Genomic DNA, 18,582 nt, shown 5'->3' on the forward strand with positions numbered 1-18,582 from the left:
CCATTCCCAAGAGCTCTTTTTTCTAAAAAAGGGCGTAAAAATCTCAGGATATTCACAATTCCTGTATTATACCGAAAAGCCCCAGTATTGTCAAGCATTCCACGTCGAAAAAGGGTCCCTGAAATATGCAAAAAAAGCCGCGCGAAATCTCAGATTTCAACACGGCTTTTCTGTATTATCCTGCCCGGTCTGATTCCTTATCTCTTCTCCGGAAAAAGATCTTTATAACGATTAGTCACCATCTGTGTCTGATACTCAAAATCCTGTTTATGCTGATTGACCAGTGTAGAAAGGATGATCCCGGAAAACCAGCAGATGATAGCTGTCAGGATCACAAACCCGCTGACGATCAGTGTCGGGATCTTTTCCACTGTCCCAACCTCCAGAAAATGTACCAGCACCGGAATAAAGAATACCATTCCCACCACAAACAGCACTGCTGCGATAAGGGAGAAGAACTCCAGCGGCTTGTAATTCTTGAACATTTTCACAATAGTCTTCAGGACCTTAAATCCATCTGCATAAGTATTCAGCTTGGACTCACTTCCCTCCGGCCTGTCACGATATTCAATGACTACATTCTCAACCTGCATGTTCTTATCGATGGCGTGGATCGTCATCTCTGTCTCGATCTCAAAATTCCTGGAAAGTACCGGGAATGTTTTTACAAAGCGGTAACTCATGGCACGGTAACCTGTCATGATATCCTTGATGTTGCTTTTGAAAAGACGGTTAATGGAACCTCTTACGATGCTGTTTCCAAAGTTGTGGAAAGGTCTCTTGTTCTCTGTAAAATATGTAGAAGAAAGGCGGTCACCAACTACCATGTCTGTGCCTTTCTCCAGAACCTTGCTGCACATTTCAGCTGCAAACTCTGCCGGATAAGTATCGTCGCCATCTACCATAAGATAACACTGCGCATCGATATCCCGAAACATACTGCGGATCACGTTTCCTTTTCCCTGCTGATACTCATAACGGACAACTGCCCCTTCTTTTCTGGCGATCTCGTCTGTTCCATCTGTAGAGTTATTATCATATACGTAGATCACAGCTTCCGGAAGTGCTTTTTTCATATCGCGGATAACCTTTGCTACCGTCTTGCTTTCGTTGTAGCAAGGAATTAAAACTGCTATTTTATCTGCCATTATTTTTCTCCTGTAAAACAAAAAAACTTTCTGCGGATTCCCGCTAACTGACTGTAGCACGCGCCCCGTTCCTTGTCAATAGAACGTTTCGTTTTCTCCGACATACTTTTCTCTTTTATCGCTCCAGTACCATGTCTGTAAGCTTTTTCAATTCTTCATAGCTTGAAATATTATTAGATTCTCTCCGGATTCCCGCACTGTGCCGCATACCGGCTGTATACCAGGCTACATGCTTCCGCATTTCGCGGATCCCGATATACTCACCCTTTATCGCGATCTGATCTTCGGCATGGCGCAGGATCATCTCGCAGACTTCCTCTGCGGTTGGTCTGGAAAGCTTTTCCCCGGTGCGGAAATAGTGATTCAGCTCCCGGAAGATCCACGGGTTCCCACGTACTGCACGGCCGATCATCACCGCATCGCAGCCAGTTTCTTTAAACATGGCTTCTGCAGTTTCCGGTGAAACGATATCTCCGTTTCCTATCACCGGAATAGTCACCGCTTCCTTCACCCTGCGGATAGCATCCCAGTCCGCCTGACCGGAATAATACTGCTGTCTGGTCCTTCCATGAACTGCGATGGCTGCTGCACCGGCATCCTCCACCCGTTTTGCGATCTCCACCACATCCACCGGCGTATTTTCATCAAAGCCAATGCGGACCTTCACCGTTACCGGCTTGGAAACTGCTCCGGAAACACTGCGGACGATCTCTTCGATTAGCTGAGGATCCTTCAGAAGAGCTGAGCCCTCGCCATTATTTACCACCTTGGGAACCGGACATCCCATATTGATATCGAGAATGTCAAAGGGACGCTCCTCAATGCTTTTTGCCACCTCTGCCATAAGGTCCGGCTCGCTGCCGAAAAGCTGCATGGATACCGGATGCTCCCCGGGATCGATTTCCATCAGCGCCTCTGTATTCTTATTATGAAAAGAGATCGCCTTGGCACTGACCATTTCCATACAGATCAGGCCTGCACCCTGCTCCTTGCAAAGTCTTCGAAATGCCAGATCCGTAACCCCTGCCATCGGTGCAAGCACAAAGGGGTTCGGTATCTCCACATTTCCGATCTTCCACTGCATCTTCATGGATCATTCCTCAACGGCATCTGCTTTTTTCTGCAGTTCCTCATCCGGGATATCTCCCAGGAAAAATACCTTGTAATACATTTCCAGAGATTCCAGAAGCTCTCTTTTGTCCCGCTGGAGTTCCTTGATCTTCAGTGCACTTCCGATCTCGTCAAAACGGGCATCTGCCTCCAGGGCCTCAGTCTTAAACTGCAGACTGCCGTCCTCATCAAATTCCAGTGTCAGGATCCCGCCTACATCCTCTGTGAAAAGCACACACATGATCTGCAGCTCCTGCTTTACCGTCTCAGGAAGAGACGCAAAATCCTGGTTAAAATAATATTTCTGCTCATAAGAGCTTGCTCCGCAGAGCACAATGTTATCCTGATACATAAAATCTCCTTTATTTATAACTTGACACTCCCCACAGCTAAAGCAGGGAGATTCTTGTTTTTTCCACTACTGCAATAAAACATCAACGGAAAATCGCTGCCGGAAATTTTATCCGATCTGTGCTGCATGTTTTACACATAGCTGTATAAACCACGTACAGAAACCTCTCCGGAATTTACTTCCTCGACTGTACCGTCTGCACGCTCTACCAGAAGCTCTCCGCCGGCATTGATCCCTCTTGCGATCCCCTCATATGGATCATTCTGATCCAGTACACGTACCGGCTGGTTCAGATTGGCCAGCATTTTCTCATAATCCGGTTTCAGGCCGCTGAGATCCTCTGTCTGTACAAATCTCTCATAATTTTCCTCAAAATGCTTCATCACAAGTCCGACTACCTGTGCCCGGTCAAAGGGATGTCCGCTTTCCAGATACAGAGAGGTAGCCTTATCTGCCGTCTCTTCCGGGAAGCTTTCTATATTTACGTTAATCCCGACTCCGATAACTGCACAGCCGATCTTATCCTGCTTCATGGTCATTTCGGTTAAGATACCGCAGATCTTTTTGCGGGAAACAACTACATCGTTAGGCCATTTGATCCCTACCTCAAGACCGAGCTCTGCTACTGCCTGTGCAACTGAAAGTCCCATAACAAGTGTCAGCATCGGCGCCTTCTGCGGAGAAAATTCCGGGCAGATAAGGATACTCATAGTAATGGCACTGTCCGGCGGCGCACTCCATCGTCTTGTAAAACGTCCGCGTCCTGCGGACTGATATTCTGCCACAAACAACTCTCCGTGTCCTGCGCCTTCTTCCCTCCAGGCACGTTTTCCCCAGAGGTTGGTGGAATCTGTTTCTCTTGCAAAATGGACGGTTTTGCCCGCCCATTTTGTATGTGTTGCCTGTGAAATTATTTCTTCATTAAATAAATCTGACATTATTTCTCCGGCTCTCCTAATGTTGCAACGATCACAGCCTTAATGGTGTGCATACGGTTCTCAGCTTCGTCGAATACCTTGGACTGCGGAGACTCGAATACTTCGTCTGTAACCTCCATATCTGTAAGGTTGAAACGCTCGCCCATCTCTTTTCCGATCTTTGTCTTAAGATCATGGAATGCCGGCAGACAGTGAAGGAAGATTGCCTTTTCACCGGCGTTCTCCATTACATGTCTGGTAACCTTGTATGGTGTCAGGTCGTGGATACGCTCTGTCCATACTTCGTCAGGCTCGCCCATGGATACCCATACATCTGTGTAGATGATGTCCGCATCTTTTGTTCCTGCCTCCACATCCTCTGTGAGAGTGATGGTGGAACCTGCCTCTTCTGCCCACTGCTGACACTGTGCTACAAGCTCATCATTCGGGAAATATTTCTTATTGGTGCAGGCTACGAAATCAAGACCAAGCTTGGAGCATACAACCATCAGGGAGTTACCCATGTTGTAACGGGCATCGCCCATGTATACAAGCTTCAGGCCTTTCAGTTTGCCGAAATGTTCACGTACTGTCAGCATATCTGCAAGCATCTGTGTCGGATGATACTCGTTTGTCAGGCCATTCCATACCGGTACACCTGCATGCTTCGCAAGCTCCTCAACAATATCCTGACCGAAGCCACGGTACTCGATTCCCTCATACATTCTTCCGAGAACTCTTGCAGTATCTGCAATGCTCTCCTTCTTTCCGATCTGGGAGCCTGTGGGATCCAGATAGGTAGAACCCATTCCCAGATCATGAGCTGCCACTTCGAAGGAACAGCGTGTTCTTGTGCTTGTTTTTTCAAAGATCAGGGCAATATTCTTACCTCTGTAATACTCATGAAGCTCTCCTGCTTTTTTCTTTGCCTTCAGATCTGCTGCAAGGTCGATCATGTAAGTGATCTCTTCCGGTGTAAAATCTTTCAGTGTCAGGAAATTTCTTCCTTTAAGATTCATAATATGTCCTCCTCATGGCTGCAGATTTATTTCTGCTCTGCCGGTTTATCTGTCATGATTTCCTTCAGGGATGTTGCCAGCCCTGCGATGCCCTGTATCTCGGACGGAATGATGATCTTCGTTGCCTTGCCGTCAGCAACCTTTGTAAGAGCCTCCAGACTCTTCAGAGTAAGAACAGATTCATCTGCTCCTGCTTCCTTGATCATACGAAGTCCTTCTGCAGTTGCCTGCTGTACTTTAAGGACTGCCTGTGCCTGTCCTTCAGCCTCTTTGATCATACGCTCCTTCTGAGCCTCCGCATGAAGGATCGCCGCCTGCTTCTCAGCCTCCGCATCCAGGATAGCGGACTGTTTTTTACCCTCTGCAACAAGGATGGTGGAACGTTTCTCTCCTTCTGCTTTCAGAATGGCTTCTCGTCTCTCACGCTCAGCCTTCATCTGTTTCTCCATGGCATCCTGGATGGCTGCCGGAGGAATGATGTTCTTAAGCTCCACACGGTTAACCTTGATTCCCCATGGATCTGTAGCCACATCAAGGGAAGCACGCATCTTGGTATTGATAACCTCTCGGGATGTCAGTGTCTCATCCAGCTCCATATCACCGATGATGTTACGAAGTGTTGTAGCAGAAAGATTCTCGATCGCCATGATCGGATTCTCAACGCCATATGCGTAAAGCTTCGGATCTGTGATCTGGAAAAATACAACCGTATCGATCTGCATGGTTACATTATCTTTGGTAATTACCGGCTGCGGTGGAAAATCCACAACCTGTTCTTTCAGGTTTACTCTTCTTGCAACACGCTCAATGAACGGAACCTTGAAATGGATTCCTGTACTCCAGGTAGCCTTGTAAGCGCCAAGACGTTCCAGTACCACTGCATAGGCCTGCGGTACAATGCGGATACAGGATGCAAGTACCCACAGCACAAGAACGATGACTACAAGCAAAACAACAACTCCACCCATAATTTAGCCCTCCTTGCTAATTTCTTTTACGATCAGCTTCACTCCGCGGATCTCTTCGATTTCAACCACTGCACCTGTTGGAATTTCTTCCCCGTCATCTGCGGTCCGTGCAGTCCACTCGATGTCATTGATCCTCACCTGCCCGGTCTGGGCCAGGTTGTTGACCGGCTGTATCACTACGGCTCTTTTTCCCAGAAGGCTCTCTGCATTGGTCTTTTCCACGCCCTTGTTCATGTAGCGGACCGCCAGAGGTCTGGTAAAGATCAGAAGCACCACGGAAACTCCGAAAAATAAAAGGAGCTGTACAACAATTCCCCCACCAAGCCACGAGGCAATGCACGCCACAAGAGCACCGCCTGCAAACCAGACAGTGGTAAGTCCTACCGTGATTGCTTCAATTACCAGTAAAATTGCCAGTATTCCAAGCCAGGCCAAAGGTGTCATAAAACCCCCTCCTCTCTTATTCTCTTCTCTGTCTTGCAGCTTCGTACATCAGAATTCCTGATGCCATGGCAGCATTCAGCGATTCTACCTTTCCGCACATGGGAATGCGGATCAGACAGTCTGCTGCCTCCGTTGCCTGATCAGTCAGGCCCTTTCCCTCGTTTCCGATGAAAAATGCGGTACCACCCTTATAGGATTCCTGATCATAGGAATTCTCGCCCTTCAGATGAGCTGCAAAACTGCGGATTCCCTTTTCTTTCAGCTTCTTTTCTAATGATACCACATCTTCCACGTATAGAAAAGGCATTCTGTAAATGGAGCCCATGGTAGAACGGATCACCTTGGGATTTGTGATATCCACGCAGGTTTTTGTGAGGAAAACTCCGCTTACGCCGGCGCCCTCACCGGTCCTGAGAATGGTTCCCGCATTTCCCGGATCCTGAAGATCCTCCAGAACCATGACCAGAGGATTTTTTCCCGCCAGTACCTCCTCCTCGCTCCAGGAAGGCAGCTTCAGAACTGTCAGGATCCCCTGGGGAGTCTTGGTATCACACATCTGACGGAATACGGAATCCTTCACGATCTCGCAGGGATATTTTTCTGCCTGAGACATCAGCTCTCCATCCTGGGAAACGGTCTCGGAGACAAACACCTGGGAAACCCAGCTTTCCGGTGCTTCCAGAAACATTTTCCGGCCTTCTGCCACAAAAAGTCCCTGCTCTCTTCTGGCTTTTGCCTTCTGGTTCAGCTGCATGACATTTTTTATTTTTGCATTTGATACACTGGTTATCATACTTTTATTTCTCTCCTTCCGGCAATCCGTATTCGGTTAACGTAATTCCTCACGACTTGCATTCAGATCCTTGTTTTTTCCTATGGCGATTATGGAACAGTTGTCCGGAAGCGGTTCGGAAGGATCCAGATCTACCGTGACATTTTCACCCTGCTTGATGCCAATGATATTAATGTGAAAACGCTCCCGTACATTCAGATCTGCCAGATTTTTTCCAATCCAGGATACCGGCATGGAAAACTCCGCCATACTGAACTCCGCCGAAAGCTCAAACACATCCAGATACCCGCCGGACATAAGATTTCTGGCAACCCGCAGTCCCATAGACTGTTCCGGATAAATGATCTTATCTGCACCAATTTTGTCAAGTATACGTCCATGAAGAGAATTCATACTTTTTGCAACTACAAAGGGCACTCCCAGATCTTTGGCCTGCATGGTTGCGGAAATACTGGCTTCCAGATTTTCGGCAACTGCGATAATGGCTACATCCACATTCTGAACTCCCAGAGCCTTCAGGATTCCCGGTTCACGGACATCTGCTTTTACCGCATAGGTTACTTTTTCGGAAATCTCTTCGATATTTTCTTCTTTGTCATCAATGGCAAGGACATCACAGTCTGACTCTGCCAGCGTCACCGCCAGAGTCATTCCAAACTGTCCAAGCCCGATCACGGCAAAAGATTTATTTTTCATTCTATTCTCCTGTTTAACCGATCATGATATCTTCTTCACCGAGATGCGTGGTGCTTCCCGGCCTGTTGCGTACACGCATCACAACTGCTGTTCCAAGTGTCAGCGGTCCGATACGTCCCAGATACATGGTAAGGATCACGATCCACTTGCCTGCCACATTCAGCTGAGGTGTCAGTCCTCTGGAAAGTCCTACTGTAGCCCCCGCAGAAGTGATCTCATATAAAACATCTGCCAGATCCACTCCCGGCATTACTGCGGACAAAAGCACCGTCATGGTAAAAAGGATCAGCACACTGGTTCCTGCAACAACCATGGCAGAACGGAGATAGCTCTCACGGATCCTGCGGCCGTATACCTCTACATCCTTTTTTCCCTGAAGATATGCTGCAATAGAAAGGATCAGAACCGCAATGGTAGTAGTCTTCACACCACCGGCAGTGCCCATGGGTGATCCTCCGATAAACATCCACAGCAGGGAAATGATCACGGTAGGTGTGGACAAAAGCGACTGATCCATAGTATAAAATCCCGCCGTACGTGTTGTCACTGACTGGAAAAAGGATGCCATGAGCTTTGTTCCCAGTGGTGCCCCCTTTAGCGTGGAAGGGTTTCCGGATTCAAAAATAAATACCAGAAATGCTCCTGAAAATACCAGGATCCCGGTCATCGTAAGGACCAGCTTGCTCTGAAGCCGCAGTACACGAAAAACTCTGGATGGGGAGAGCTCTTTTCTCAGAACCTTGCGGAATTTATCCCACAGATCCCACCAGACGATAAATCCAAGACCTGACACAATGATCAGGCCAATCGTAGTGATATTGACCAGCGGATTGCTCACATATACCGAAAGGCTTGTTTCCCCGAAAAGATCGATCCCTGCGTTGCAGAATGCAGATACCGCCAGAAATATGGCATGCACCAGACCTTTTTTTATTCCAAATTCCGGTACAAAGCAAAACGCATACAGGACCGCACCGATTCCTTCTGCAAGAAACACGCATTTCACCACACTGCGGACTACAGCCACGACTCCACCCATTTCATCCAGGTTGTAGGATTCCTTGATGATCCGCCGGTTTTTCAGGGAAATTTTCCGCCGGAGGCTGATGAATATCATATTCGCCAGTGCGATCAGTCCGATCCCGCCGATCTGTATCAGGCACAGGATAACCGCTTTTCCAATGGGGCTCCACTGGACTGCCATAACAACTGTGGAAAGTCCTGTTACACATACGCTGGTCGCCGCTGTAAAAACAGCATCCGGGAAGGTAACAGCCTGCCCGGGTGCACTGCAGAACGGCATCCACAAAATAAGTCCACCTACAAAAATCACCCCCGCAAAGCCGAGGGCAATTATTTGTGACGTATTCAATTTATGCAATCCGTCTGAAACTTTTTTTAAGTTCATAAATATCTTTATTTTCTGTAATTATGAGAAAGAGAATTGCAGACCTCCCACATGTAGGAATCTACATTCTTCTGCATTGCAAGAGCCTCATTGATGTCGAAATCAACAAACTCACCATGACGGTATCCAACCACACGGCTGCGTTTTCCGGCAACAAGAAGATCTACTGCAAGAGCACCCATCATGGACGCATATACACGGTCCTTACATGTAGGGCTTCCACCACGCTGCATGTGACCAAGGATCGTTGCACGTGTCTCGATACCTGTTGCAGCCTCGATACGCTTCGCCATAGCCTCTGAATGGCCGATACCCTCAGCATTTACGATGATATGGTGTTTCTTGCCTTTCTTACGGCTCTCTACGATATTGTCAATAAGCTTCTGCTCATCGTAATCATATTTCTCCGGGATCAGGATATCCTCAGCACCGTTTGCGATACCGCACCATACTGCAAGGTATCCGGCGTTACGTCCCATAACCTCTATGATACTGCATCTCTCATGGGATGTGGATGTATCACGTACCTTGTCAATAGCTTCCATAGCTGTATTTACAGCAGTATCGAAACCGATGGTGTACTCGGTACATGCGATATCAAGGTCAATAGTTCCCGGCAGGCCAATGGTATTGATTCCAAGGTTCGCAAGCTTCTGAGCACCTGCGAAGGATCCGTCTCCACCGATAACAACAAGGCCGTCGATCCCATGCTTTCTGCAGATCTCTGCAGCCTGCTGCTGTCCTTCCTCTGTTCTCATCTCTGCACATCTGGCAGTATAAAGAATTGTTCCGCCTCGCTCAATCGTATCGGAAACGTCCTTTGCTGTCATATCTCTGATCTCCTCATTTAAGAGACCGCTGTATCCTTTATAGATTCCCTTTACGTTCAGTCCGCTGCTTAATCCTCTTCTGACAACAGCACGGATTGCAGCATTCATTCCAGGTGCGTCACCGCCACTGGTCAAAACGCCGATCGTTTTGATTTTGTTCTCTGCCATATTGTTATCCTCCATCTTATGAAACAACCTATTGTAATACACATATTCGGGTATAGTTTATAGCATTTTTATAAGTTTTTCAATACTCTCTCCACAATTTTAACATTGGAACTTCCATATTTTTTACACATGCGCTCCAGCCAGGAATCCTCGATATGGACCTGATAAGCAGGGGGAAGTTTCTTCATTGCCTTGACATCTTTGAGATAAATAACCACCGTGCTGTTTCCTCTGGATTCCATCAGATCATCTACCAGACCGGTCTCGGCTTTTGCGTACTCTTCCCGGCTTTCAAACTGGAGCCACAGTTCTCTTGGCATATCATCAAAAAGACGGACCTTTTCCAGGATCAGCTTGCTGGCTTTGTCGTCTTCTGCGGATACTCTTCCCTGAATAAAGAGCCGGGCATCTTCATTCAGGAACATCTGGCATTTTTCGTAATCACGTGGAAATACCACAACCTCCACGGTGCCTACCAGATCTTCCACTGTAAGGAACGCCATTACCTTATTATTCTTTGTATATTTTATGGTTTTATCCGTGATCATTCCACCCACGATCACTTTCTGATTATCGTAAACCTCCGGTATCCCTGTTTCATCATCCGGCTGAAAATCAGAAGTTTTTGCAGAGATCATTTTTTCCATCATATTCCGGTAACGCTCCAGCGGATGACCGCTGAGATAGATGCCGAGAACTTCCTTCTCAAAGGTCAGTATCGTCTCCTTCGGATATTCTGCTGCCTGCGGCATACGGATCTCAAATTCCTTTTTATCTTCTTCAGGCGCAATATCAAAAAGACTCAGCTGTCCCGCCATGGTATGCTTCTTATCCTGGTTGATACTGTCTATGATCTGCGTATAAACCGTCATTTTCTGATTCCGGTTTCCCTCCAGGCAATCCAGCGCTCCGGCCTTGATCAGATTTTCCACAACTCTCTTGTTGATCTGGTCGATATTTCGCTCAATAAATGTTTTCAGGGAGGTATATTCTCCGTGCTCCTCACGCTCCCGCACAATCCCCTCGATTACCGGACGGCCGATACTCTTGATGGCAGAAAGTGCATAACGAATGGAACCATTGTCAACAGAAAAGCCATAAACACCATGATTGATATCCGGCGGAAGGATCCGGATCCCCATCTGGCGGCATACAGAAATATACTCGGCAACCTTGTTCGGCATTTCCACAACGGATGTCATCAGTGCAGCCATAAATTCTACCGGATAGTAATATTTGAGATATGCCGTCTGGTAGGAAACCACTGCATAAGCGGCAGCGTGAGACTTATTAAAGGCATACTTTGCAAAATCTGTCATCTCATCGTAGATCTTGTTTGCGATCTCCTCGGAAATACCGTTGGCGATACATCCCGGTACTCCCTCTTCCACGTTTCCGTAAACGAAATTCTGGCGTTCTTTTGCCATAACAGAAGCTTTTTTCTTGGACATGGCACGGCGCACCAGGTCACTTCGTCCAAGGGTGTAGCCTGCAAGCTCACGGACGATCTGCATAACCTGCTCCTGGTATACGATACAGCCATAGGTCGGCTTCAGGATCGGCTCCATCTGCGGACAGTCATAACGGATGGTATCCGGACGGTTTTTTCCGCGGATGTACTGCGGAATGAAATCCATGGGACCCGGACGGTAAAGCGAAATTCCCGCGATCACGTCCTCAAGGCTCTGAGGCTTCAGCTCCTTCATGAAGCTTTTCATTCCGGCACTCTCCAGCTGGAACACGCCGTCAGTACGTCCTGTTCCGATAGAATCCAGTACCTTTTTGTCGTTGTAGTCGATCTTTTGCATATCCAGAAGCATACCGGTACTTTTTTCCACCATTTTCACAGCATTCTGGATAACCGTCAGGGTACGGAGACCCAGGAAATCCATTTTCAGAAGTCCCAGCTCTTCCAGTGTTGTCATGGTAAACTGCGTGACAATGGAACCATCCTGTGCTCTGGAAAGGGGTACGTATTCCGATACATCCTTCTGGCTGATCACAACACCTGCCGCATGCATGGAGGTATGCCTCGGAAGCCCCTCCAGACGTTTTGCCAGATCGATCAGACGATGGATATCGTCCTGTTCCTCGTAAGCCTTGCGAAACTCCGGATTCATTCCCAGTGCCTTGTCAATGGTGATATTCAGCTCCTGTGGGATCATCTTGGCGATGGTGTCCACCTGGGCATAAGGCATATCCAGAACACGGCCTACATCACGAATGACACCGCGGGCTGCCAGTGTACCGAAGGTAACGATCTGAACCACGCAGTCATCACCATATTTTCTTCTTACATAATCAATAACCTCCTGTCTCCGTTCGAAGCAGAAATCCACATCGATATCTGGCATGGATACTCGCTCCGGATTCAGGAAACGTTCAAAGAGCAGATCATACCGGATCGGGTCCAGCTGGGTGATCCCAAGTGTATAGGCAACCAGGCTTCCTGCGGCAGAGCCTCGTCCCGGACCGACCATGATATCGTTGTCCCTGGCATATTTGATAAAATCCCATACAATGAGAAAGTAATCTACATATCCCATGTTTTTGATCGTAGACAGCTCATAATCCAGGCGCTTTTTCAGCTCCTCTGTTACCGGATGATAACGCTGCTCAAGTCCCTCATGGCAAAGCTTGTTCAGATATTCCCAGGAGGTAAATCCGTCCGGCACATCATATTTCGGCAGCTTGGTCACACCAAATTCAATCTCCACATGACATCTCTCCGCGATCCTGTGCGTGTTTTCCAGCGCTTCCAGCGCATATGGGAAAAGCCTCGCCATCTCCTCCGGTGATTTCACATAATACTGGCCGCCCTCATAGCGCATTCTGTTCTCATCGCTGAGCTTTTTCTGAGTCTGCAGACAAAGAAGAACATCATGTGGTTCCGCATCCTCTGCCATAGTGTAATGCACATCATTGGTGGCAACCAGATCGATCCCCGTCTCTCTGTGCATACGGAGAAGCTGCTGGTTTACAGTCTGCTGCTCCGGGATCCCATGATCCTGAAGCTCCAGAAAGAAATTTCCTTTTCCGAAAATATCCTGGTAACGTAATGCCGCGATCTTAGCATCCTCATACATTCCACGTGCAAGATATCTGGCGACCTCTCCCGCCAGGCAGGCACTTAAGGCAATGATACCCTCGTGATATTTTTCCAGAAGCTCCAGATCCACACGTGGCTTGTAATAAAACCCTTCCACAAATGCCTTGGATACAATTTTCATCAGGTTGCTGTATCCTTGATTATTCTCAGCCAGCAGGACCAGATGATAATAACGGTCATCCCCACTTCCCACTTCTCTGTCAAAACGGGAGCCCGGAGCCACATAAACCTCACATCCGAGGATCGGATTGATCCCGGCTTCTCTTGCAGCCCTGTAAAAATCGATCACACCATACATAACGCCATGATCGGTGATCGCCGCACTGTCCATACCCAGCTCTTTTACTCTGGCTACATATTCTTTGATCTTATTGGAGCCATCCAGAAGGCTGTATTCTGTATGGACATGTAAATGTGTAAACTCCAAATTTATTCTCCTTATCGTAAAAAACAGGGCTCCGGATCCTCCCCGCTCTGCACTTTTCTCTGAACGTGCCGGAGCGTGTCTGATCCGGAGCCGGTCAACACCTTGTTATTTTTTAATGTAGATCCTCTTGTCACGGATCTCTACTTTTCCTTCCTTCATCAGATGACCGACTGCACGCTTGAATGCGTTCTTACTGAGGCCAAACTCTCTCTTGATGACTTCCGGTGAGGCATGATCATCAAATGGCAGCACCCCTGCAAATTCCTCGATCACGCTGAATACGCTCTCTGCATCCTCATTGATCTGGATGTAAGCCTTCTGGCGGTCACTGACGTTCATCTTGCCATCCTCTTTCACCTCTGTGACACGAAGATCAAGAATAGCTCCCGGTCTGTACTTGCCTGTTGCCTCCCGTGCCGGGATCAGAGCGGAATATTTATCATCTACCGCAACAAAAACGCCGAAATTCCCACTGATCTCATAGACACGCCCCTTTACCGAATCTCCCGGTACATAAGGAGTTCTGGTGGAAAGATAATGATACACCTTCATGGTTGCACAGAGTCTGCTGCTCTTATCTACATAAAGAGCTACCAGACACTCCTCGCCTTCACGGACCCGGTTGGTCTGCTCATGATACGGAAGAAGAAGATCCTTCTCCAGTCCCCAGTCAAGAAAAGCACCAATCCTGGTAACCTGTTTTACCTTAAGGACTGCTGTCTGTCCTACCTGAAGCATCGGCTCACGGGTAGTTGCGATCAGTCTGTCCTGGGAATCCTTATAGATGAATACTTCGATCTCATCACCTGCTTTGGTTCCTTCCGGTACCTGTTTGGACGGAAGAAGCACTCGCTCATTCTGAGGTGCGTTTCGGTCCTCTCCAAGATATATTCCGAAATCCACGGTTTTTACAACCAGTAATTTCTGTTTTTTACCTAATTCTATCATTCTTACTCCTGTTCCTTAAAACTATATATGATCATTTACTATTTGCTGTCTGTCCTGCATTATAACATAAGAGAATTATTATAGAAAGCACAAAAAAGGCAGCTTCGGAAATTTCTTTCCGTCACTGCCTTTTATTTGCCATTCATGGGGGAATCTGCCCCCACATTGGGTCAGTCTGTTATTCTGTTGGTTTCTCAACCGGCATCGGGTTCATCATTTTAATGACAAAAAGTACGATCAGCATCAGCACGATTCCCACCGGAAGAGCGATCCATGCTGTTTTTACAAAGCCTGCAACAATATAAGTTACAAAGGATACTGCCGCAGCCAGGATCGCATACGGAAGCTGTGTGGAAACGTGAGTCACATGATCACACTGTGCTCCTGCGGAAGCCATGATCGTTGTATCGGAGATCGGTGAGCAGTGGTCTCCGCAAACTGCACCTGCCATGCAGGCGGACATGGAAATGATCATCATCTCAGGACTGGATTTCTCAAATACCGCAACAACGATCGGGATCAGGATACCAAAGGTTCCCCAGGAAGTACCTGTAGCAAATGCAAGTCCACATCCAACCAGGAAAATAATGGCCGGAAGGATAACTTCAATACCACCGGCAACAGAACGCATGGCTTCTTCTACGAATACCGCTGCACCAAGTGAGTCTGTCATAGCCTTCAGTGTCCATGCAAAGGTCAGGATCATGATCGCCGGTACCATAGCCTTGAATCCTTCCGGGATGCATCCCATACAGTCTCTGAAATTGACCACACGGCGGATCATATAGAAAATAATGGCAAACACCAGACCAAAAGCACTTCCCATTGCAAGGCCTGTAGAGGCATCACTCTGTGAAAATGCGGTAACAAAATCTGTTCCGCTGAAAAATCCTCCTGTATAGATCATACTGATGACACAGCAGATAACAAGCATAACGATCGGGATCACAAGATCGATCACCTTTCCTCTCGGATTCGGTGTCTCATCATCCGTTGCATTCTCATACGGTCTTGCAGATGTTGTATAAAGATCTCCGTTCAGAGCATTGATCTCATGTGTTCTCATGGCACCAAACTCGGTTTTCATCAGTACCATGCCAACCATCATTACAATCGTAAGGATCGCGTAAAAGTTATACGGGATGGTTCTTACAAAAATCGCAAGTCCATCCTGTCCCTCTACGAATCCGCTGACTGCAGCAGCCCAGGATGAGATCGGTGCGATGATACATACCGGAGCGGCTGTCGCATCGATCAGGTATGCAAATTTCGCTCTGGATACGTGATGTCTGTCAGTTACCGGACGCATAACGCTTCCTACTGTCAGACAGTTAAAATAATCGTCAATGAAGATCAGGATTCCAAGGATGATCGCTGCAAGCTCTGCACCTACACGTGTGTGGATCTTTTTGCTGGCCCATCGTCCGAATGCGGCAGAGCCGCCGGCCTTGTTCATCATACATACCACAGATCCCAGGATTACCAGGAAGATCAGGATACCTACGTTATAGCTGTCAGAAAGAACCTTGATGATTCCTCCCTCAAAAATCTGTGTTACCGTTCCTTCAAATTTAAATCCAGAATAGATCAGTGCTCCTACTACAATTCCCACAAACAGAGAACTGTATACTTCTTTTGTGATCAGTGCAAGGACGATCGCAACAAGAGGTGGAAGCAGTGCCCAGATCGTTGCATACAGAGCAGGCTGGTAAGTCTCCTCCGCATCCGCAGCCAGCACAGTCAGGGGACTTGCCAGTGCGCCCATGAATACCATTGCCATAACAGACAATGCTGTTCCTGCTTTTTTACTCATTTTTCTCCTCCCTTTTCGGGGACAAAAAAACGGAGGCTGTCTCTTCTTAAGAACACCTCCGGTTAAATAATCCTTATTTAACTAATAGCCTGTCAGAAAATCTCCATTCAGCATATTAAATGCAGATCTCCCGAAGTGCTACCGATAGCGCTCCACATCCGTGACAGTACAACGCATATTCTGCGTTATCCCAGCACCCTGTCATCTGGCCTTCCAGAGCACTTCGGCAAATTTTCCTTTCTTTATGAACAGCCTGCCAGGGCCTTGCATCCATAAATACTGATAAAATCCGCGCCTCTATCTTCTTATCCGTGACCGTTTGCCCTCCGCAGGACTTCCCGGCCATCTTTTTTTCTTTATACTGTAGCAGTTTCCGACATAAATATCAAGTAGTTTACACAGATTCCTGCCATTCAGACCAATATTGTTACTTTTCACTCCGTTTTCAGTAACACGCTTCGCGGAATATTACCAGCGAACTGTAATCCAATTTTGCCTTATTTACTGCTCATTCAGCAGCCACTTCACATCCACTCCCAGCACCTTTGCAAACACCCGCAGTTCATAATCTGCTACAAAACGTTCTCCTCCTTCGATCCGGCTGATACTGTCACGCTCCAGCATCACTCCTTCCACCTGCATTTTTGCTGCCAGCGCAGATTGCGACATCCGTTTCATATTCCTCATCTGGCGTATTTTTTCTCCGGAAACGTTCTTTTTTCCCTGATAAGTGTATATTTTCATCCTGCCACCTATTTTAATAAATGTGTTAATGTTCTGCATTTTTCTTGACATTAGCATATATTTCGGCGGCACCTGTGTTAAAGGTCAGCAAATCTGACATTTTCTGCATTTTTCGACAAAAAATGCCGCGGTACTGTTCCGCGGCATTTCCACTCAAGCGGATATTGACGATCCACCATCGGGTTAAACTGTTTTTTCTTCTGATCAGTCTTCCTGTCCTACCTGACCATAATATGCATTTGCACCATGTTTTCTGTAGTAATGCTTATCCTGAAGCTCCTGCGGTGCCGGTTTTACATCCGGATTGATCAGCTCGCAGCGAGATGCCATCTTGGCAACCTCCTCAAGAACAACTGCGTTATGAACTGCCTCATGAGCATCCTTACCCCAGGTAAAAGGTCCGTGGTTCTTACACAGCACAGCCGGTACTGCTTCATAATCTTTGTTTTTGAAATAATCAGCAATAAGAACTCCCGTGTTCTTCTCATATGCCTCTTCGATCTCTCTTTTGGTCAGATTACGTACACATGGTACTTCTCCGTAAATGTAATCTGCATGTGTGGTTCCATAACACGGGATCGATCTGCCTGCCTGCGCCCAGCTTGTTGCCCAGGATGAGTGGGTATGTACGATACCGCCGATATTCGGAAACGCTCTGTAAAGAACTGCATGTGTCGGTGTATCAGAGGATGGATTGTATCTTCCTTCTACTTTATTTCCATCAAGATCTACCACTACCATGTCTTCCGGTGTCAGCTTGTCATAATCCACACCACTTGGCTTGATCACAAAAAGTCCCTGCTCCCTGTCGATCCCGCTGACATTTCCCCATGTAAAGGTAACAAGACCATATTTTGGCAGATCCATATTTGCTCTGTAAACTTCTTCTTTTAATTTTTCAAGCATAGCGCGCCCTCCTTTTACGGTATAGTTGTTTCAAAAACGATGTACTAATCTCTACCGCCTGTATTTATTTTGTAAACTCAACTACTGCGTAAGGTTCTTTATCCTCCGCGTTAAGAACTACAGCTTCTTTATTTTCTGTCATATATACTTCCGGAATGATAACATTATCCAGTACTGCCTGACGTTTATATTCAGCACGAAGCTGACCAACTTTAAAATCCTCAGGCAGATGATCCGCTGCCATCCGGATATACTGACAGTTGTTCACATGATGATTGGTGTCCAGATGATGCTTCTGTACGGAAAAAGCATTCTGCACTTCCCGTTCCTTCGGAAGCGCGATCTTTCTTGGTGCATAATCCATCTCTATTTTTTCGCCCAGATCATAGGGATCTGTATCTACCGGTGTCAGCTTTTCCGGAAGACCGGTTTCTGTATTGATAAAGGACCAGTAGGAATTGGCCCATGCCAGCTTCTCACCATCCATTGTCTCAAGAATAAAATTACGCATTCCGATAAATCCACGAAATCCATAAGGAATTGTTGTTACTTTTATATTTTCACCAAGCTTTGGATACCGCTTCATGATCACCTGCCATGCAGAAAGTACCCAGGCTCTTTTCTGTTCCTTTAATACTTCCATGCCGACTCCTGTCTGCTCGGATTCAAAGGTACAGCAATCCTGAAAATAATCCAGAACTCCCGGCAGCGTCAGACATCCATCTTCTCCGATCTCACTGAATCTTACTCGACTCTCAAAACTGTAACTCATTCATGCCTCC

17 protein-coding genes and 1 riboswitch are annotated in these 18,582 nt (G+C 47.1%); all 17 genes read right to left on the minus strand.

From position 1 onward, the window contains the following. Positions 1–197: 197 nt before the first annotated feature. On the minus strand, positions 198–1,148 hold the full coding sequence (locus NCY57_RS02295; RefSeq protein WP_118753300.1) for a glycosyltransferase family 2 protein: 951 nt from the start codon (positions 1,146–1,148) through the stop codon (positions 198–200). A gap of 115 nt (positions 1,149–1,263) precedes the next feature. Continuing rightward, positions 1,264–2,232: a tRNA dihydrouridine synthase DusB gene (gene dusB / locus NCY57_RS02300; RefSeq protein ID WP_059086948.1), complete on the minus strand. Its 969-nt coding sequence runs from the start codon at positions 2,230–2,232 to the stop codon at positions 1,264–1,266. 9 nt (positions 2,233–2,241) lie between these two features. Beyond that, the gene (locus tag NCY57_RS02305; RefSeq protein WP_015526724.1) at positions 2,242–2,610 is read right to left on the minus strand and encodes a DUF6145 family protein; all 369 of its coding nucleotides are present in this window, start codon (positions 2,608–2,610) and stop codon (positions 2,242–2,244) included. Between the two features lie 131 nt (positions 2,611–2,741). Further along, complete coding sequence (locus NCY57_RS02310; protein ID WP_173739829.1) at positions 2,742–3,548, minus strand: biotin--[acetyl-CoA-carboxylase] ligase; 807 nt, start codon at positions 3,546–3,548, stop codon at positions 2,742–2,744. Then, complete coding sequence (gene argF / locus NCY57_RS02315) at positions 3,548–4,546, minus strand: ornithine carbamoyltransferase (protein WP_015526726.1); 999 nt, start codon at positions 4,544–4,546, stop codon at positions 3,548–3,550. Before argF ends, NCY57_RS02310 begins: the two co-directional genes overlap by 1 nt. Positions 4,547–4,572: 26 nt before the next feature. Then, positions 4,573–5,514 (minus strand): SPFH domain-containing protein, encoded by a 942-nt coding sequence (locus NCY57_RS02320; protein ID WP_015526727.1) that lies wholly within the window; start codon positions 5,512–5,514, stop codon positions 4,573–4,575. A 3-nt stretch (positions 5,515–5,517) separates the two neighbouring features. Then, positions 5,518–5,958, minus strand: coding sequence for an NfeD family protein (locus NCY57_RS02325; RefSeq protein ID WP_021652591.1), 441 nt, complete (start codon positions 5,956–5,958; stop codon positions 5,518–5,520). Positions 5,959–5,974: 16 nt separating this feature from the next. After that, positions 5,975–6,751 (minus strand): TrmH family RNA methyltransferase, encoded by a 777-nt coding sequence (locus NCY57_RS02330; protein ID WP_173739828.1) that lies wholly within the window; start codon positions 6,749–6,751, stop codon positions 5,975–5,977. A gap of 36 nt (positions 6,752–6,787) precedes the next feature. After that, entirely contained in the window at positions 6,788–7,447 is a 660-nt protein-coding gene (locus NCY57_RS02335) for a potassium channel family protein (RefSeq protein WP_129975155.1), read from the minus strand. Positions 7,448–7,460: 13 nt separating this feature from the next. Beyond that, positions 7,461–8,855, minus strand: a complete 1,395-nt coding sequence (locus tag NCY57_RS02340) for a TrkH family potassium uptake protein (protein WP_021652589.1) — start codon at positions 8,853–8,855, stop codon at positions 7,461–7,463. Between the two features lie 8 nt (positions 8,856–8,863). Then, a complete protein-coding gene (gene pfkA / locus NCY57_RS02345) occupies positions 8,864–9,853 on the minus strand; it encodes a 6-phosphofructokinase (RefSeq protein ID WP_059086454.1) in 990 nt (329 codons plus the stop codon). A 68-nt stretch (positions 9,854–9,921) separates the two neighbouring features. Then, positions 9,922–13,389, minus strand: coding sequence for a DNA polymerase III subunit alpha (locus tag NCY57_RS02350; RefSeq protein ID WP_250789441.1), 3,468 nt, complete (start codon positions 13,387–13,389; stop codon positions 9,922–9,924). A gap of 105 nt (positions 13,390–13,494) precedes the next feature. Continuing rightward, complete coding sequence (locus tag NCY57_RS02355; protein ID WP_021652585.1) at positions 13,495–14,337, minus strand: CvfB family protein; 843 nt, start codon at positions 14,335–14,337, stop codon at positions 13,495–13,497. A 178-nt stretch (positions 14,338–14,515) separates the two neighbouring features. Next, positions 14,516–16,102: a Na+/H+ antiporter NhaC family protein gene (locus NCY57_RS02360; RefSeq protein ID WP_373152707.1), complete on the minus strand. Its 1,587-nt coding sequence runs from the start codon at positions 16,100–16,102 to the stop codon at positions 14,516–14,518. Positions 16,103–16,287: 185 nt separating this feature from the next. Then, positions 16,288–16,458, minus strand: a riboswitch (Lysine riboswitch). A 193-nt stretch (positions 16,459–16,651) separates the two neighbouring features. Next, positions 16,652–16,894, minus strand: a complete 243-nt coding sequence (locus NCY57_RS02365; RefSeq protein ID WP_015526736.1) for a helix-turn-helix domain-containing protein — start codon at positions 16,892–16,894, stop codon at positions 16,652–16,654. A gap of 204 nt (positions 16,895–17,098) precedes the next feature. Next, a complete protein-coding gene (gene araD, locus NCY57_RS02370) occupies positions 17,099–17,800 on the minus strand; it encodes an L-ribulose-5-phosphate 4-epimerase (protein WP_015526737.1) in 702 nt (233 codons plus the stop codon). 64 nt (positions 17,801–17,864) lie between these two features. After that, entirely contained in the window at positions 17,865–18,572 is a 708-nt protein-coding gene (locus NCY57_RS02375) for an acyl-[acyl-carrier-protein] thioesterase (RefSeq protein WP_147603692.1), read from the minus strand. Positions 18,573–18,582 lie beyond the last annotated feature (10 nt).

It is taken from the genome of Blautia sp. MB18-30, from assembly GCF_023669475.1.
Lineage (GTDB): Bacteria > Bacillota > Clostridia > Lachnospirales > Lachnospiraceae > Blautia_A > Blautia_A fusiformis.

Bases quoted from the DNA above. Each gene is read 5' to 3' on its own strand.
- NCY57_RS02295 (WP_118753300.1), bottom strand. From the start codon at position 1,148: ATGGCAGATAAAATAGCAGTTTTAATTCCTTGCTACAACGAAAGCAAG.
- dusB (WP_059086948.1), bottom strand. From the start codon at position 2,232: ATGCAGTGGAAGATCGGAAATGTGGAGATACCGAACCCCTTTGTGCTT.
- NCY57_RS02305 (WP_015526724.1), bottom strand. From the start codon at position 2,610: ATGTATCAGGATAACATTGTGCTCTGCGGAGCAAGCTCTTATGAGCAG.
- NCY57_RS02310 (WP_173739829.1), bottom strand. From the start codon at position 3,548: ATGTCAGATTTATTTAATGAAGAAATAATTTCACAGGCAACACATACA.
- argF (WP_015526726.1), bottom strand. From the start codon at position 4,546: ATGAATCTTAAAGGAAGAAATTTCCTGACACTGAAAGATTTTACACCG.
- NCY57_RS02320 (WP_015526727.1), bottom strand. From the start codon at position 5,514: ATGGGTGGAGTTGTTGTTTTGCTTGTAGTCATCGTTCTTGTGCTGTGG.
- NCY57_RS02325 (WP_021652591.1), bottom strand. From the start codon at position 5,958: ATGACACCTTTGGCCTGGCTTGGAATACTGGCAATTTTACTGGTAATT.
- NCY57_RS02330 (WP_173739828.1), bottom strand. From the start codon at position 6,751: ATGATAACCAGTGTATCAAATGCAAAAATAAAAAATGTCATGCAGCTG.
- NCY57_RS02335 (WP_129975155.1), bottom strand. From the start codon at position 7,447: ATGAAAAATAAATCTTTTGCCGTGATCGGGCTTGGACAGTTTGGAATG.
- NCY57_RS02340 (WP_021652589.1), bottom strand. From the start codon at position 8,855: ATGAACTTAAAAAAAGTTTCAGACGGATTGCATAAATTGAATACGTCA.
- pfkA (WP_059086454.1), bottom strand. From the start codon at position 9,853: ATGGCAGAGAACAAAATCAAAACGATCGGCGTTTTGACCAGTGGCGGT.
- NCY57_RS02355 (WP_021652585.1), bottom strand. From the start codon at position 14,337: ATGATAGAATTAGGTAAAAAACAGAAATTACTGGTTGTAAAAACCGTG.
- NCY57_RS02360 (WP_373152707.1), bottom strand. From the start codon at position 16,102: ATGGGCGCACTGGCAAGTCCCCTGACTGTGCTGGCTGCGGATGCGGAG.
- NCY57_RS02365 (WP_015526736.1), bottom strand. From the start codon at position 16,894: ATGAAAATATACACTTATCAGGGAAAAAAGAACGTTTCCGGAGAAAAA.
- araD (WP_015526737.1), bottom strand. From the start codon at position 17,800: ATGCTTGAAAAATTAAAAGAAGAAGTTTACAGAGCAAATATGGATCTG.
- NCY57_RS02375 (WP_147603692.1), bottom strand. From the start codon at position 18,572: ATGAGTTACAGTTTTGAGAGTCGAGTAAGATTCAGTGAGATCGGAGAA.